15 protein-coding genes are annotated in these 14,846 nt (G+C 67.2%); 12 read left to right on the top strand and 3 right to left on the bottom strand.

The genetic code is table 11. The features are described from left to right. Positions 1-89: 89 nt before the first annotated feature. Positions 90-368, top strand: coding sequence for an HU family DNA-binding protein (locus AB3X98_RS26995; RefSeq protein ID WP_027815965.1), 279 nt, complete (start codon positions 90-92; stop codon positions 366-368). A 133-nt stretch (positions 369-501) separates the two neighbouring features. On the opposite strand, the gene AB3X98_RS26990 is transcribed toward AB3X98_RS26995, so the two are convergent. Together AB3X98_RS26990 and AB3X98_RS26985 are read right to left on the bottom strand one after the other, a co-directional pair. Further along, on the bottom strand, positions 502-1,833 hold the full coding sequence (locus AB3X98_RS26990; RefSeq protein WP_368603737.1) for a GTP-binding protein: 1,332 nt from the start codon (positions 1,831-1,833) through the stop codon (positions 502-504). A 177-nt stretch (positions 1,834-2,010) separates the two neighbouring features. Next, positions 2,011-2,457 (bottom strand): lytic transglycosylase domain-containing protein, encoded by a 447-nt coding sequence (locus AB3X98_RS26985; RefSeq protein WP_069264500.1) that lies wholly within the window; start codon positions 2,455-2,457, stop codon positions 2,011-2,013. 556 nt (positions 2,458-3,013) lie between these two features. On the opposite strand from AB3X98_RS26985, the gene gspD reads away from it, so the two are divergent. The 3 genes from gspD to gspF all read left to right on the top strand — a co-directional run bounded on the left by gspD (position 3,014) and on the right by gspF (position 8,131). Further along, a complete protein-coding gene (gene gspD, locus AB3X98_RS26980; protein WP_368603738.1) occupies positions 3,014-5,350 on the top strand; it encodes a type II secretion system secretin GspD in 2,337 nt (778 codons plus the stop codon). After that, on the top strand, positions 5,347-6,843 hold the full coding sequence (gene gspE / locus AB3X98_RS26975; RefSeq protein ID WP_368603739.1) for a type II secretion system ATPase GspE: 1,497 nt from the start codon (positions 5,347-5,349) through the stop codon (positions 6,841-6,843). The genes gspD and gspE overlap by 4 nt, the downstream gene beginning before the upstream one ends. Before the next feature lie 70 nt (positions 6,844-6,913). After that, positions 6,914-8,131, top strand: coding sequence for a type II secretion system inner membrane protein GspF (gene gspF / locus AB3X98_RS26970; RefSeq protein ID WP_028203270.1), 1,218 nt, complete (start codon positions 6,914-6,916; stop codon positions 8,129-8,131). 45 nt (positions 8,132-8,176) lie between these two features. On the opposite strand, the gene AB3X98_RS26965 is transcribed toward gspF, so the two are convergent. Continuing rightward, positions 8,177-8,590 carry a hypothetical protein gene (locus tag AB3X98_RS26965; RefSeq protein ID WP_342949153.1) on the bottom strand — a complete coding sequence of 138 codons (414 nt, stop codon included), beginning with the start codon at positions 8,588-8,590 and terminating at the stop codon, positions 8,177-8,179. 211 nt (positions 8,591-8,801) lie between these two features. Here AB3X98_RS26965 and gspG point away from each other — a divergent pair, with 211 nt between their 5' ends. The 8 genes from gspG to AB3X98_RS26925 are packed head-to-tail and all read left to right on the top strand — an operon-like array spanning position 8,802 to position 14,839. After that, positions 8,802-9,266 (top strand): type II secretion system major pseudopilin GspG, encoded by a 465-nt coding sequence (gene gspG / locus AB3X98_RS26960; RefSeq protein WP_069264508.1) that lies wholly within the window; start codon positions 8,802-8,804, stop codon positions 9,264-9,266. A gap of 21 nt (positions 9,267-9,287) precedes the next feature. After that, the gene (locus AB3X98_RS26955) at positions 9,288-9,821 is read left to right on the top strand and encodes a GspH/FimT family pseudopilin (protein ID WP_083245239.1); all 534 of its coding nucleotides are present in this window, start codon (positions 9,288-9,290) and stop codon (positions 9,819-9,821) included. A gap of 13 nt (positions 9,822-9,834) precedes the next feature. Next, complete coding sequence (gspI, locus tag AB3X98_RS26950) at positions 9,835-10,263, top strand: type II secretion system minor pseudopilin GspI (RefSeq protein WP_069264756.1); 429 nt, start codon at positions 9,835-9,837, stop codon at positions 10,261-10,263. After that, the gene (locus AB3X98_RS26945; RefSeq protein ID WP_069264512.1) at positions 10,241-10,924 is read left to right on the top strand and encodes a type II secretion system protein J; all 684 of its coding nucleotides are present in this window, start codon (positions 10,241-10,243) and stop codon (positions 10,922-10,924) included. Before gspI ends, AB3X98_RS26945 begins: the two co-directional genes overlap by 23 nt. Beyond that, positions 10,921-12,051 carry a type II secretion system minor pseudopilin GspK gene (gene gspK / locus AB3X98_RS26940; RefSeq protein WP_368603740.1) on the top strand — a complete coding sequence of 377 codons (1,131 nt, stop codon included), beginning with the start codon at positions 10,921-10,923 and terminating at the stop codon, positions 12,049-12,051. The genes AB3X98_RS26945 and gspK overlap by 4 nt, the downstream gene beginning before the upstream one ends. Before the next feature lie 34 nt (positions 12,052-12,085). Next, complete coding sequence (gene gspL / locus AB3X98_RS26935) at positions 12,086-13,489, top strand: type II secretion system protein GspL (protein ID WP_368603741.1); 1,404 nt, start codon at positions 12,086-12,088, stop codon at positions 13,487-13,489. An 11-nt stretch (positions 13,490-13,500) separates the two neighbouring features. After that, positions 13,501-14,004: a type II secretion system protein M gene (locus tag AB3X98_RS26930; RefSeq protein ID WP_368603811.1), complete on the top strand. Its 504-nt coding sequence runs from the start codon at positions 13,501-13,503 to the stop codon at positions 14,002-14,004. 55 nt (positions 14,005-14,059) lie between these two features. After that, on the top strand, positions 14,060-14,839 hold the full coding sequence (locus AB3X98_RS26925) for a type II secretion system protein N (protein ID WP_368603742.1): 780 nt from the start codon (positions 14,060-14,062) through the stop codon (positions 14,837-14,839). The last annotated feature ends 7 nt before the right edge of the window (positions 14,840-14,846 follow it).

The raw sequence follows: 14,846 nt of genomic DNA, 5'->3' as shown, positions 1-14,846 counted from the left end.
CCGTCGCTGCTCGACGGCGCGGCACGCGTCCGTATAATCGGCGCGTTCGCGCTGTTCGTGTCAACCTAAACACAGAAAGGAACTTCTCAATGAATAAACAGGAACTGATCGACGCCGTCGCAGCACAGACGGGCGCTAGCAAGGCACAAACCGGCGAGACGCTGGACACGCTCCTCGAAGTGGTCAAGAAGGCTGTGTCGAAAGGTGATGCGGTTCAGCTGATCGGCTTCGGCAGCTTCGGTTCGGGCAAGCGCGCAGCCCGTACGGGCCGTAACCCGAAGACCGGCGAAACCATCAAGATTCCCGCTGCCAAGACCGTCAAGTTCACGGCTGGCAAGGCGTTCAAGGACGCCGTCAACAAGCGCTAAGGCATTGCCGCTTTAAGTTGACACCCGCCCCTGGCGGGTTTTTTTTCGCCTGCGAGGTGCATGCATCGCTGGCGAAAAAGCAAACGGCGCCGCATTTTTGCGGCGCCGTTGTTCGTTGAGCGCGTCGTTCCGGTCAGTCGGGACGGTGGACGATTTCGTCGTGATCGCCGTGATCATGATCGTGATCGTCGTCGTCGAGCTCCCACGACGGGAACGGGTCGGCGTAGCCCAGCCACGCTTGCGGGCCTGCCGCGTATTCCGCATCGTTGAGAAGGCATGCATCGAGCTTCGCGCGCCATGCGTCGCGCTCGAGATCCACGCCGATCATCACCAGCTCCTGACGGCGATCGCCGACGCTCGGGTCGTCGAGATCGCCTTGCCAGTCGGCGGCGATTTCCTTTTCGAGTTCGGCGTCCTGCGGCCATTCCTCGCGCGGCAGCGCCGCCCACCATGTGCCCGCGGGACCGTGACGACACACGCCGCCCGCCTGCGAGAGCGTGCCCGTCACGTCGTTGCGCGTGGCGAGCCAGAAGAAGCCCTTCGAGCGCAGCACGCCCTTCCATTCCTGGTTGAGCAGCGCCCAGAAGCGCTCGGGATGAAACGGGCGGCGTGCGCGATACACGAAGTTGCTGATGCCGTATTCATCGGCTTCGCTGCGCGGCGTATGCGTATGCGCCGGATCGTGGCAATGCGCCGGGTCATCGCAATGGTCATGGTCGTGCAGCGAGGCGAGCCAGCCCGGCGCGCTCGATGCCGCATCGAAATCGAAGCGGCCGGTGTTGATCACTTCCTCGAGCGGCACGTTGCCGAAGCGGCTCACCACCTGCACCGCGCGCGGATTGATGCGCGCGAGAATGTGCTGCAGGCGCGCGAGTTCGTCGTCGCTCACGAGGTCGGCCTTGTTGAGCACGAGCACGTCGCAGAACTCCACCTGATCGACGAGCAGTTCGACGATCGCGCGGTCGTCTTCCTCGCTCGCTGCCACGCCGCGCTGCGCAAGCTGGTCGGCGCTCGCGTAGTCGCGCAGGAAGTTGAATGCGTCGACGACGGTGACCATCGTGTCGAGACGCGCGTATTCGTCCAGCGCGATGCCGTCGTCTCCGGCGAACATGAAAGTTTCCGCGATCGGCATGGGCTCGGCCACGCCGGTCGATTCGATCACGATGGCGTCGAAGCGCTGGCCGGCGCGAGCCGGATCGGCGAGGCGCTGGATCTCGGTGAGCAGGTCGTCGCGCAGCGTGCAGCAAATGCAGCCGTTCGACATTTCGACCACGCGCTCTTCCACGCGCGAGAGCGCCGAGGCGTCACGCACGAGCGCGGCGTCGATGTTCACCGAGGCGAGGTCGTTGACGATCACCGCCACGCGCAGGCCTGCGCGGTTCGACAGGATATGGTTGAGCAGCGTGGTCTTGCCCGCGCCCAGAAAACCCGAGAGCACGGTGACGGGCAGTGGCGGCTGGTTCATCGCAGTTGTGGTGCAAAAAGTGAGTCGGGAGGCGCGCCGCGCGAAAGGATCGAAATCCTCGTCAGGGTGCGGCGTCAGGCAGCATTTTGCACCATGCGCGCGCGCCACGCAGGGCACGCATGCCGCCGCATTCAGGGCGCGAGCATGCTGTGAGCGCTCAGCACGCGCTCAAGCGCGCTATTGCATGAGATGCCACTTGCGCAGAATGTCGGCGATCTGCTGCGCGTAGAGGTCGCGCAGCGTCGGCGTTTCGGAATGGTAAGCACCGACGGCAGCCCACGTGTTGCCGTACTTGTTCATCTTCTGGCGCAGATGCCACGCGGCGATATAGACGTTCTTGCACGGCTCCATGAGCGTGCTTTGCGAAATGCCGTACTGGGAGAGTACGGGCAGATGCACCGAATTGATCTGCATGACGCCGTAGTCGATCGAACCGTTCGCATTCCTGTGTACTGCGTCGGGACGGTTGTGCGACTCCTGCCAGGCAATGGCGCGCAGGATCAGCGGATTGACCTTCTGGTAGCGCGCGGCCTCGTCGAAACAATCCGCGTGCGCGAGCGTGCTGACGCTCGCGGTGACGAGCACCACGGCGGCGGCAAGCGTAGCGGACCAGACGTTAGGCATGGCGACTCGCGCGGAAACTGACAAAAGGACAAGCAAAAGACAAGCAAAAGGACAAGCCCGGAGACGAACGGCACAGCCTGCAGAATGACGCAATCTCTCGCGAGCCGGTCTGATTTCTGGCGCGCAATGCGGGAATTCCCACATAAAGACAGGGGGGAAACGCGCGTTGGCCATCCTTCGGGCCGCTCGTATGATACCGGTCACTGATGACGCGTCAAGCTGGCTGCTCAGACGAGGCGAGGCGCTTCGAGCCAATTGAAGTCCACGCGCTCTCGCTCGCGAGGCATGCATGCTTACAAACAGCTTGGGATTACCGGCTGGCGCGGCTCGGCGATTAGAAGAATTCCCCGGAGAGCCATTTTTTGTGACAAATTCGACACGAAAAACTGCTACTGTTTCATCTTTTGTTGACTGACGGACGTCCGGGCCGAGGAGAGCCGGCGTCGGCACTAGTCAGGAAAGCACAGGCGAATCGGCCCCACAGCCGTACGTCGAGGACGAATAGCCGCGCGCGTCTGCCGCTGGCTTCGATAAGACACCCATGAGAAGAAATCGTATGGCTTTGCGTCGCGTCGCCACGGCGCTGCTCGTGAGCGGACTGATTACGGCACAGCTTGCCTATGCGCAGGTCACGCTCAATTTTGTCAACGCCGACATCGATCAGGTGGCGAAGGCAATTGGCGCCGCCACCGGCAAAACGATCATCGTCGATCCCCGCGTGAAGGGGCAGCTCAATCTTGTCTCCGAAAACCCCGTACCTGAAGACCAGGCGCTCAAGACCCTGCAGTCGGCGCTGCGCATGCAAGGCTTCGCGCTCGTGCAGGATCACGGCGTCCTGAAGGTCGTGCCGGAAGCCGACGCCAAGCTGCAGGGCGTGCCGACCTACGTGGGCAACGCGCCGACCGCGCGTGGCGACCAGGTGGTAACCCAGGTGTTCACGCTCAGGCACGAGTCGGCGAACAACCTGCTGCCGGTGCTGCGCCCGCTGATCTCGCCGAACAACACCATCGCCGCCTACCCGGCCAACAACACGCTCATCGTGACCGATTATGCGGACAACGTGCGCCGCATCGCCTCGATCATTGCGGGTGTGGACTCGGCCGCCGGCCAGCAGGTCCAGGTGGTACCGCTGCACAACGCCAATGCGCTCGACATCGCGCCGCAAATCGCGAAGATGCTCGACCCGGGCGCGATCGGCGCCTCGGACCCGTCGCTGAAGGTGTCGGTCATCGCCGACCCGCGCACCAATTCGCTGATGCTGCGCGCCTCGAACGCGCAACGCCTGGCCTCGGCGGTCCAGCTCTCGAAGCAGCTCGACGCGCCGACCAGCATGCCGGGCAACATTCACGTCGTGCCGCTGCGCAATGCCGACGCCACGCAGCTCGCCAAGACGCTGCGCGGCATGCTCGGCAAGGGCGGCAACGATACGTCGTCGTCCGGCAATGCGAACGGCTTCAACCAGGCAGGCAACAGCGGCGGCGGCGGCGGCATGTCGACCGGCACCTCCGGCACGCCGCCGCTGCCGTCGAGCTCGCTCAGCGGCGGTGCGTCGTCGGGCAGTTCGCTGGGCGGAGGCAGTTCGTATGGCAGCGGCGGTGGCGGCAGCAACGAAGCCCCGTTCCTCGGCGGCGACAAGGACAAGGGCGACGAGTACCAGCCGGGCGGCATGATCCAGGCCGACGCGGCGACCAACTCGCTGATCATCACGGCTCCGGACGCGGTGTACCGCAACCTGCGCGCCGTGATCAACCAGCTCGATGCGCGGCGCGCGCAGGTCTATATCGAGGCGCTGATCGTCGAACTGAACTCGACCACCAACGCCAACCTGGGCATTCAGTGGCAGGTGGCGAATGGCAATTTGTACGCCGGCACCAATCTTTCCACCGGCAGCGGCAACAGCATCATCAACCTGACGGCCGCTGCGGCCGCCGACGCCAGCACCGGCGGCCTTGCAAGCGCGCTCGGGGCTTCCGGCCTCCAGCAGGGCCTGAACGTGGGTTGGATCAAGAACATCTTCGGTGTGCGGGGTCTCGGTGCCTTGCTGCAGGCGCTCTCGCAAACCGCCGACGCCAACGTGCTGTCCACGCCTAACCTCATTACGCTCGACAACCAGGAAGCGAAGATCGTCGTCGGTACGAACGTGCCGATCCAGACGGGTTCGTATTCGAACCTCACGAGCGGCACGGCGAGCACGGCGTTCAACACCTACGATCGTGTGGACGTGGGCCTGACGCTGCACATCAAGCCGCAGATCACCGACGGCGGCATCCTGAAGCTGCAGCTGTACACGGAAGACTCGGCGATCGTGACGGGCACGACCAACGCGACGACCAATCCCGCCGGCCCCGAATTCACCAAGCGTTCGATCCAGTCGACGGTGCTGGCCGACAACGGCGAGATCATAGTGCTCGGCGGCCTGATGCAGGACAACTACCAGGTCGCCAACAGCAAGGTGCCGCTGCTCGGCGACATTCCGTGGATCGGCCAGCTGTTCCGCTCGGAAAACAAGACCCGCGAGAAGACCAACCTGATGGTGTTCCTGCGTCCGGTGATCATCAGCGACCGCGACACGGCGCAGGCGGTCACGTCGAATCGCTACGACTATATCCAGGGCGTGACGGGCGCATACAAGTCCGACAACAACCTGATCAAGGATCGCGACGACCCAGTCGTACCGCCGATGCCGGTCGGCCCGAGCCAGGGCGGCTCCGCGCTGAACCTGTTCGACCTCGACCAGATGCGGCGTCAACAGGCGCTGGGCGTGCAGCCCGCGGCGCCCGCGAATCCGGCAAGCCCCGTGCAAATGCAGCCCGCCGCACCCGTGCAAACGGCGCCGGTCGAAACCACGCCGGTGCAACAGGCGGCGCCTGCCACCACGCGGGTGCAGCCGTGAGCACGCCGCACGCGCCTGCGGCCAACGGCGGAGCGGACCGCGAGCCGCCCTCGCCGCTTGCCGCGCGCCTCGTGCCGTACGGCTTTGCGCGCAGCGGCCAGATTCTGGTCGCCCAGCAGCGCGCCGAAGGCCTCGAAGTGTGGATCAGCGAGCGAACCTCGCAGGCCGCCATCGCCGAGGTCGCGCGCAACTTCGGCGCGTTCGCGCTCGTGCGCGTACCGGCCGACGAACTCGCGCAGGCCATCAACCAGGCGTACGCGCGCCAGGACGGCAGCGCCGCGCAGGTGGTGGGCGAAGTGGAAGGCGAAGTCGATCTCTCGCGCCTCATGCAGGACATTCCCGAAGTGGAAGACCTGCTCGAGTCCGAAGACGACGCGCCGATCATCCGCATGATCAACGCGCTCCTCACGCAGGCCGCGCGCGAGCAGGCATCGGACATTCATATCGAGCCGTTCGAGAATGCATCGGTCGTGCGCTTTCGCGTGGACGGCACGCTGCGCGATGTCGTGCGCCCGAAGAAGGCGCTGCATGGCGCGCTGATCTCGCGTATCAAGATCATGGCGCAGCTCGACATCGCCGAGAAACGCCTGCCGCAGGACGGCCGCATCACGCTGCGCGTGGGCGGGCGTCCGGTGGACGTGCGCGTGTCCACGCTGCCCACGGGCCACGGCGAGCGCGCGGTGCTGCGTCTGCTGGAAAAAGACGCGCAGCGCCTGAACCTCGAAGCGCTCGGCATGGCCGGCGACACGCTCGGCAAGTTCGACCAGCTGATCGCGAAGCCGCACGGCATCGTGCTTGTGACCGGCCCGACGGGCTCGGGCAAGACGACCACGCTCTACGCGTCGATGTCGCGGCTCGAAACGGCTACGACCAACATCATGACCGTGGAAGACCCGATCGAGTACGACCTTTCGGGCATCGGGCAAACCCAGGTGAACGAGCGCATCGGCATGACGTTTGCGCGCGCGTTGCGCTCGATCCTGCGTCAGGACCCCGACATCATCATGATCGGTGAAATCCGCGACCTCGAAACCGCGCAGATCGCCGTGCAGGCGTCGCTCACGGGCCACCTCGTGCTCGCTACGCTCCATACCAACGACGCCGCCTCGGCGGTGACGCGACTGACCGACATGGGCGTCGAGCCGTATCTGCTCGCGTCGTCCCTGCTCGGCGTGCTCGCGCAGCGCCTCGTGCGCCAGCTCTGCCCCGTGTGCAAGGAAGAACGCGTGGAAGACGACGGCAGAAAGCGCTGGCATCCGGTGGGATGCGACCGCTGCGGCCATTCGGGCTACGCGGGTCGGCGCGGCGTGTACGAACTGCTGCTCATCGACGAGCCGATTCGCGCCCTCATCCACCGCAATGCCGCCGATGCGGAGATCTTCGCGGCCGGCCGCGCACAAGGCATGCGCACGCTGCGTGAAGACGGCGAGCGTTGGGTCGAAGCGGGCAGGACGTCGCTCGAGGAAGTGCTGCGCGTGACGGGCGGCGCGTAATGCGCCGCACGACGGGCCGCACGATGAACCACCAGATGGACGCTCAATAAAAGCGAGGGCGATCAGCAACATGCCGGCATTTCGCTTCGAAGCCATCGACGCCACGGGCAAAGCGCAAAAAGGCGTGCTCGACGCGGACAGCGCTCGCGGCGCGCGTGCGCTGCTGCGCGGCCAGGGCCTCACGCCGCTCGTGGTCGAACCCGCCGCGAGCCGCACGCGCGGCGCGCGCCAGCAACGGCTCGCGCTCGGGCGCAAGCTCTCGCAGCGCGAGCAGGCGATCCTCACGCGCCAGCTCGCGAGCCTGCTGGTGGCGGGCCTGCCGCTCGGCGAGGCGCTTGCGGTGCTCACCGAGCAGTCCGAGCGCGACTACATCCGCGAACTGATGGCGGCCATTCGCGCCGAGGTGCTCGGCGGCCATTCGCTCGCCAGTGCCCTCGAGCAGCACCCGCGCGACTTCCCGGATATCTACCGTGCGCTCGTGGCCGCGGGCGAGCATACCGGCAAGCTCGGCATCGTGCTGTCGCGCCTGGCCGACTACATCGAGCAGCGCAACGCGCTCAAGCAGAAGATCGTGCTCGCCTTCACGTACCCGACGATCGTCACGATCATCGCGTTCGGCATCGTCACGTTCCTGCTCAGCTACGTGGTGCCGCAGGTGGTGAACGTGTTTGCGAGCACGAAGCAGCAACTGCCCTTGCTCACCATCGTGATGATGGCGCTCTCGGGCTTCGTGCGGCAGTGGTGGTGGGCGGTGCTGATCGCCGTGGCCGTGGTCGCGTGGATCGTGCGCTCTACCTTGCGCCGGCCCGGCCCGCGTCTCGCATTCGACCGCTGGATGCTCACCGCGCCGCTCGCGGGCAAGCTCGTGCGCGGCTACAACACCGTGCGCTTTGCGAGCACGCTCGGCATTCTGAGCGCGGCGGGCGTGCCGATCCTGCGCGCGCTGCAGGCGGCCGGCGAAACGCTCTCGAACAAGGCGATGCGCACGAACATCGACGAAGCCATCGTGCGTGTGCGCGAAGGCACGTCGCTGTCTCGGGCGCTTGGCAACACGAAGACGTTTCCGCCCGTGCTCGTGCACCTGATCCGCTCGGGCGAGGCGACCGGCGATGTAACGACCATGCTCGACCGCGCGGCCGAAGGCGAGGCGCGCGAACTCGAGCGGCGCACGATGTTCCTCACGAGCCTGCTGGAGCCGCTCCTGATCCTCGCGATGGGGGGCGTGGTGCTCGTGATCGTGCTCGCGGTGATGCTGCCGATCATCGAGCTGAACAACCTCGTGCAGTAAGGCGTACGAACCGCACGAAGTCGCGGGAGGCCGGGCGCGCGGAACTCAGCGCACGTAGATGGTGGGACCGGCTGCGTTGGGCGGCAGGAAGATTTCGGAGTGCACGCCGTGGCGGTCGATGAGGATCGAGCGGGGGCGCACTTCGAAGAGTTTGGAGTTCTGGTCGATCGGGCCGCCGAGCGAAATGGCCCGCGGGGGTTCGCCGCCCACGCTGACGATGGCCGCTGCGCCCTGCGCGAGCGAGAGGATGCCGAACAGGTGAATGTCCTGCACCGGATTGCGCTCGAGCCTGCCGCCGAACAGCGTGCCGGCCTGATCGAGCGAAACCGGCACCCGGGCGGCGGCGGCCTGCACCGGCGCCGCGCGGTTCGTGGCGAGGGTGATCGTCCACCACGTGGCCGTGGCGCAGAACACCGCAAACGCGGCGAGGGAAAGAAGGCGGATTTGCAGTGGGCTCATGCGCTCATTGTACGAAGGTTTATGAAATTTTTGATGTACGCGTTTGCCATGCCCGCAAGGCGTCGGAAAGGCGTCATCGTGTGACATTACAATGACCCGTCATGCGTGCGAGGACACGGCCGATACAAGCGGCGGGTCCGATCGCAGGCGAGACGAAGCGCGGCGCACAGGCGTGCACCGCAACCATATCTAGCGAGGGAGGAAAGAACTCATGTCCATGTGGGCCAAACGCCGTGCCGAAATCGAAGTCACGCGCGCGCGCCGCCAACGCGGCTTCACGCTCATCGAAATCATGGTCGTGATCGCGATTCTCGGCATTCTGGCCGCGTTGATCGTGCCGAAGATCATGAGCCGTCCGGATGAAGCGCGCCGCGTCGCCGCGCGCCAGGACATCGGCACGATCATGCAGGCGATGAAGCTCTATCGCCTCGACAACGGCCGCTATCCGACCCAGGACCAGGGGCTGCAGGCGCTGGTGCAAAAGCCGACCACCGAGCCCGTGCCGAACAACTGGAAGGACGGCGGCTATCTGGAGCGTCTGCCCAACGACCCGTGGGGCAACGCGTACCAATACCTGAACCCGGGCGTGCACGGCGAGATCGACGTATTCAGCTACGGCGCCGATGGCAAACCCGGCGGCGAGGGCAACGACGCCGACGTCGGGTCCTGGCAGTAAGTCGTCCGCCACGCCGCATCCATGCAACCGAGCCGCCTCGTCCCTTGCCGGGACCGCCGATCGACACGCACCGCGCGCAATTCGCGCGCGGGCATGCGTTCGCGCGCGGCGGGCTTCACGCTGCTCGAAATGCTCGTGGTGCTGCTGATCGCGGGGATTCTCATCTCGCTCGCTTCGCTCACGCTCACGCGCAATCCGCGCACCGACCTGAACGAAGAAGCGCAGCGACTCGCGCTCCTGTTCGAATCGGCCGGCGACGAGGCACAGGTGCGTGCCCGGCCCATTGCATGGCAGCCGCTCGCGGGCGGGTTTCGCTTCGATGTCCATACCGAGGACGGCTGGCGTCCGCTGCGCGACGATCTGCTCGGCCCGCGCAACTGGGAAGGCGGCGTGACCGGCGTGGCGATCACCTACCCCGGCAGCGACGACACGCAGGCCAACCGGCTCATTTTCGGCACGGAAGCCGTGGACGTGCCGGTGCAGGTCACGCTCTTCTCGGCAGCCGGCCAGGCGACGATCGTCGGCACCGGCACTGGCCGCTTCGAGGTGCGCTGAGATGCGGCTCTCGATGCGTGGGGGAAAGCGCGGCCACGGTGCCCGCGTGAATCGTCCGGCTCGCCCGCTGCGCGAGCGCGGTTTCACGATGATCGAGGTATTGGTTGCGCTCGCAATCATCGCGATTGCGCTGGCCGCGTCGTTGCGCGCTGTCGGCAGTCTCGCCGCGAGCGAGGCTGATCTGCACGACCGCCTGCTCGCGGGCTGGAGTGCGGACAACACGCTTGCGCAGCTGCGTCTCGCGCACGCGTGGCCGGACCTTGGCGAGAGCAGCTTCGACTGCTCGCAGGGCAATCTGCGGCTGACCTGCACGCAGCAGGTCGCGACGACGCCCAACCCCATCTTCCGGCGCGTGGAGGTGTCGGTGACGACGCCCGGCCGTTCCGGCAATCTCGCGCAACTCGTCACGGTGCTCGCCAATGAGACGAACCGCTCGTTGTGACCGCGCGCGCGTCGCCGCGCCAGCGCGCGGCTTCACGCTTATCGAGCTGCTCGTGGCGATCGCCATCATGGCCGTGGTCGCGATCCTCTCGTGGCGCGGCCTCGACGAAATCGTGCGCGGGCGCGAAACCATCACGCGCTCGATGGCTGAGGAACGCGTGTTCGCGCAGATGTTCGACCAGATGCGCATCGACTTGCGCGCAGCGACCTCCGATGACGAAGCGGGCGGCGTCGCGATCTCGCTCGACGGCGGCGCGCTGCAGGTCGTGCGCGCGTTCGCGGTGCCGCCGGGCGCCGCGCCGCGAATGCAAGTGGTGCGTTACCGCGTGTCGGGCGGCCAGGTGGTGCGCTATGCGTCGCCCCCGCTTGCCAATCTCGGCGAGCTGCGGCGCGCGCTGCGCGGCGGCGAAGGCGACAACTGGGGCGCCTTGCCGATGATGAGCGGCGTGGACGTCATCAACGCGCGCCTGTACGTGCCGAAGACAGGCTGGACGGCGAACATGCAGGACGTGCGCTCGCAGGTGAGCGGCTACAACAACGATCTCAAGGTGCCGCAGCTCGGCAACGCCCCGTTGCCGCGCGCGGTGACGGGCGTGCAGGTGAGCGTGGGTTCGCATTCGCTCGAGCGGCCGGTGACCCGCGTATTCATGGTGGGGGAATGACGTTGCGTACACAACGAACCTCCACTCGGCGAACCGGACGATTCGGCCGCTCTACGCGCGCACGGCGCGGCGCGGCCATCATCAGCGCGCTGCTCGTCGTGGCGCTGTCGGCGATCCTCGTCGCGGGCATGTTGTGGCGCCAGCAGGTGCAATTGCGCCGCATCGAGAATCAGCGGCTGCTCGCGCAGGCGCAGTGGATCGCGCGCGCCTCGCTCGACTGGACGCGCCTCGTGCTGCGCTCCGAAGCGGATACGTCGGCGGGCATCACGTATCTCGGCGGCGCGTGGGGCGTGCCGCTCGCGAGGACGCGCTTGTCCGACTTTCTCGGCCAGATCGGCGAGGCGCGCGCGCAACAGGGCACGGACACCTGGCTCTCGGGCTCGATCGAAGACGCTCAGTCGCGCTTCAATCTGCGCGATCTCGTGGCGTCCAACGCGCCGGGCTCGCTGCAGCTGAACCTGACCGAAATCGAAGCGTTCGCGCGCCTGCTGCAGATTCTCGGCATCGACCAGCAACTCGCCAAGAACACCGCGGTGTACCTGCGCTCGGGCCTCTCCTACTCCGCAACGCGCTTCCAGACGCAAACCGCCACGACGAGCGGCACCTCGCAAACCGAGGTGCTCGCCGGCGGCGGCTCGACTGGCGGCGGCAACTACACCGACAACCCGGGCCTCTCTGACAGCGACAACAACAGCGGCGTCGCGCCGCTCCTGATGACGAGCGTCGATTCGCTGCTCGACGTGCCCGGCTTCACGCCCGACGCCGTTGCGCGGCTGCGCCCGTTCGTGACGATCCTGCCCACCGTGACGCCCGTGAACATGAACACGGCGAGCGCCGAGGTGATCGCCTCCGTCGTAACGGGCATGAGCCTGTCGAACGCGCAGGCCCTCGTCGCGCGTCGCCAGAGCGTGTTTTTCCGCAACGTGAGCGACGTGCAACTCGCGCTCGAAGGCGTAGGCGTGAAGCAGGCCTCGATCGACACGACGCAGATCGACGTCAACACGAGTTATTTTCTCGTCCATGGGCGCGTGCAGCACGAGCGCGCCGAGGTGGACCGCACGACGCTAGTCTGGCGCGACCCGCTCACTCATACGACGCGCATCGTGCGCGTTCGCGACGAACCATGAATCCGTCCCCGACCAACATCGAAAAGAGGTGCGTTTGAGCACGCTGATCGTCCTCATGCCGCCCCGCGACCCGGCGGTCCACTCGCAGGAATGGCAGCTGCCGGAACTGCCGTTCGTGCTGCTCGACAAGACGGGCAACACGCAACGCGCGGGCCGTTCGGCGCTCGGGCTGCTGCCGAAGGCCTCGGCCACCATCCTGATGATCGCCGCGCGCGACCTGCTCACGCTCGCCGCTACGGTGCCCCCGCTCAAGGGGCCGCGGCTGCGTCAGGCGCTGCCGAACGTGGTCGAGGATCATCTGATCCAGGATGCGCAGACCTGCCATCTGGCGCTCGATCCCAAGCGCCTGGCCGACGGCCGCCAGGTGGTGGCGGCCATCGATCGCGGCTGGTTCCGCTTTCTGCTGGAAGGCTTCACCGCTGCGGGGCACCGCAATCTGCGCGCCGTGCCGGTGGCGCGCTGCCTGCCAGCGGCGCAGGCAGTGGAAGCGGTTCAGGAGGTTCAGGTGACTGAGCCGGCCGAGCCCGTCGAGCCGGGGGCAGCGCCCGGCGCCGCGGCTCCCGGGACTCCCGCGCCTCCCGCGCCTCCCGCGCCCGAACCCGTGACCGCATGCGTGCTAGGCCATGTCGTCGCGACTGCGCCCATGCTGCTGCCCGGCGTCGCGCCCGAGCCCGCGGCAGCCACGGCGCAAGCGGCGCTCGAACTCGCGATCGTGCGCGGCGCGCTCGCCGAGGGCTTCGCGGTGCCTGCCGCGAGCGTGGCCGCTACCGTCACGGCGCTCGCCGGCGGCGCGCCGGTTTCGGGCTACGTCCTCACCAATTTGCCGGGCGAGCCCGTGAGCGCCGCCGCACGTGCGTCGCTGGCCGCCGCATTGCCGGGCGCGCAGCCGCTCACGTTCGAGGCGCTCGCGCGCCGCGCGCTCGCCTGCCGCTTCGACCTCTGCCAGTTCGAGTTCGCCTCGCAGCCGTGGCGGCTCGACCGCGCGACGCTGCGCCGTCTGCGCGTGCCGATCGTGCTCGTGGCGGCGTCGCTCGTCGTGGCGGTCGTCGGCGCGAATACCCAGTGGCTCATGATGGCGCGCCAGCGCGACGCGATCAGCGCGCAGATGACCGAGCTGCTCCTCAACGCGTTCCCGAAGACGACCGTCGTGCTCGATCCCGCCGGGCAGATGGCGCGCCAGTTGCAGCAGTTGCGCCTGGCCGCGGGCGAGCCCTCGCCCGACGACTTCCTCGCGCTCTCCGACGGGCTCGCGCGCTCGCTCGGTCCGGTGCCCGCGAACGGCATCGCGGCCATCGACTATCACGACCGGCGTCTGGACGTGACCTTCAAGCCAGGCGTCAACGTCGACGCCGATCTCGCGAAACGCCTCGCGGGCAACGGCCTGGCGGGCACGGTGGATGCCAGCACGGGCAAATGGACCATCAGGAGCGCATCGTGAAAACAACGGCTATGAGCGGCGCGTGGGCCGAGGCCTGGACGAACTTCTGGGAGGCGCGCTCGACGCGCGAAAAGACGCTGCTCACGTGGGGCGGCGCGGTGCTTGCGCTGGCGATCGGGTGGTCGGTGCTGTGGCAGCCCGCCGCCGACGGCCGCGCGCGCCTGCGTCAGAGCCTGCCCGGCATGCAGCGTGAACTCGCGCAGATGACGGCCGAGGCCGACGAGGCGCGCTCGCTGGCTGGCGCGGCGGCCAGCGTGGCGCCGGGCGGCCAGGCGCTCAAGGACGCAGTCACCGCCTCGCTCGCCGATCACTCGCTCACGGGCGCGCAGATTCAGCTGATCGGCACGACAGTGCAGGTGCAGATGAAGAACGCGTCGTTTCCGGCGTGGACCGCGTGGCTCGACGACGTGCGCAAGCAGTTCAAGGTGCAGGTGGTCGAGGCGCACATCACCGCGCTGAAGGCCGACGGCCAGGTCGACTTGACGGCCTCGCTGCAACCGGCGAATACGCACTAAGAAGAAAAAGCGCGCATCGAAAAGCGCGCAATGAGAATCGCCGGAGAAATGCGCAATGAGTTACTGGATGCGACGCCTGCGCGCCGCGTTGCCCTGGCTGATCGTGGGCCTGCTGTCGAGCGTTGTCGTGCTGCTCGCCCGCCTGCCCGCGGCCTGGATCGCGCCGCAGTTCGCGCGCGCGACCCAGGGGCACGTGAACCTGATCGACCCGGAAGGCTCGCTCTGGCACGGCTCCGCCACGCTGATGCTCGCTGCGGGCCAGGACGCACGCGGCGCAACGCTGCTGCCGGGGCGCATCGTCTGGCGTACGGCGTTCTGGCCGCTGTTCGTCGCGCGCGTACGCATGGACATGCTGCAGACCGAGGCGATGCCCGACCCGGTCACGGTGGATGCGTCGTTGCGCGGCGCGAACGTGAGCGCGGGCACGATCGCGGTGCCGGCGTCGCTGCTCGCGGGTCTCGGCGCGCCCTTCAACACGCTCGATCTGGACGGCAAGGTGCGGCTCGCGTGGAGCCCGTGGCGCGTGTTCGGCACGGATGCATTCGGACGACTGACCGTCTCGCTCGCCGACATGAGCTCGCGCGTTTCGCTCGTGAAGCCGCTCGGCACGTATCAGGTGGTGCTGCAGGCGCAAGGGGCGACGTCGACGCTCGAGCTCTCGACGCAAAAAGGACCGCTGATGCTCGAGGGGCGCGGCTCGTTCTCGCGGGCTTCGGCATCGTTTCAGGGCACCGCGAGCGCGGCGCCGGATCAGCGCGACAACCTGGCGGGCCTGCTGAATCTGCTGGGCCGGCCGGTCGGGCCGGGCACCGTCGCGCTGACGTTCATGCGCTGAGGTTCGT

Source organism: Paraburkholderia sp. BR14312, from assembly GCF_040948675.1.
Lineage (GTDB): Bacteria > Pseudomonadota > Gammaproteobacteria > Burkholderiales > Burkholderiaceae > Paraburkholderia > Paraburkholderia nodosa_A.
This window is presented reverse-complemented; position numbering and strand designations above follow the sequence as displayed.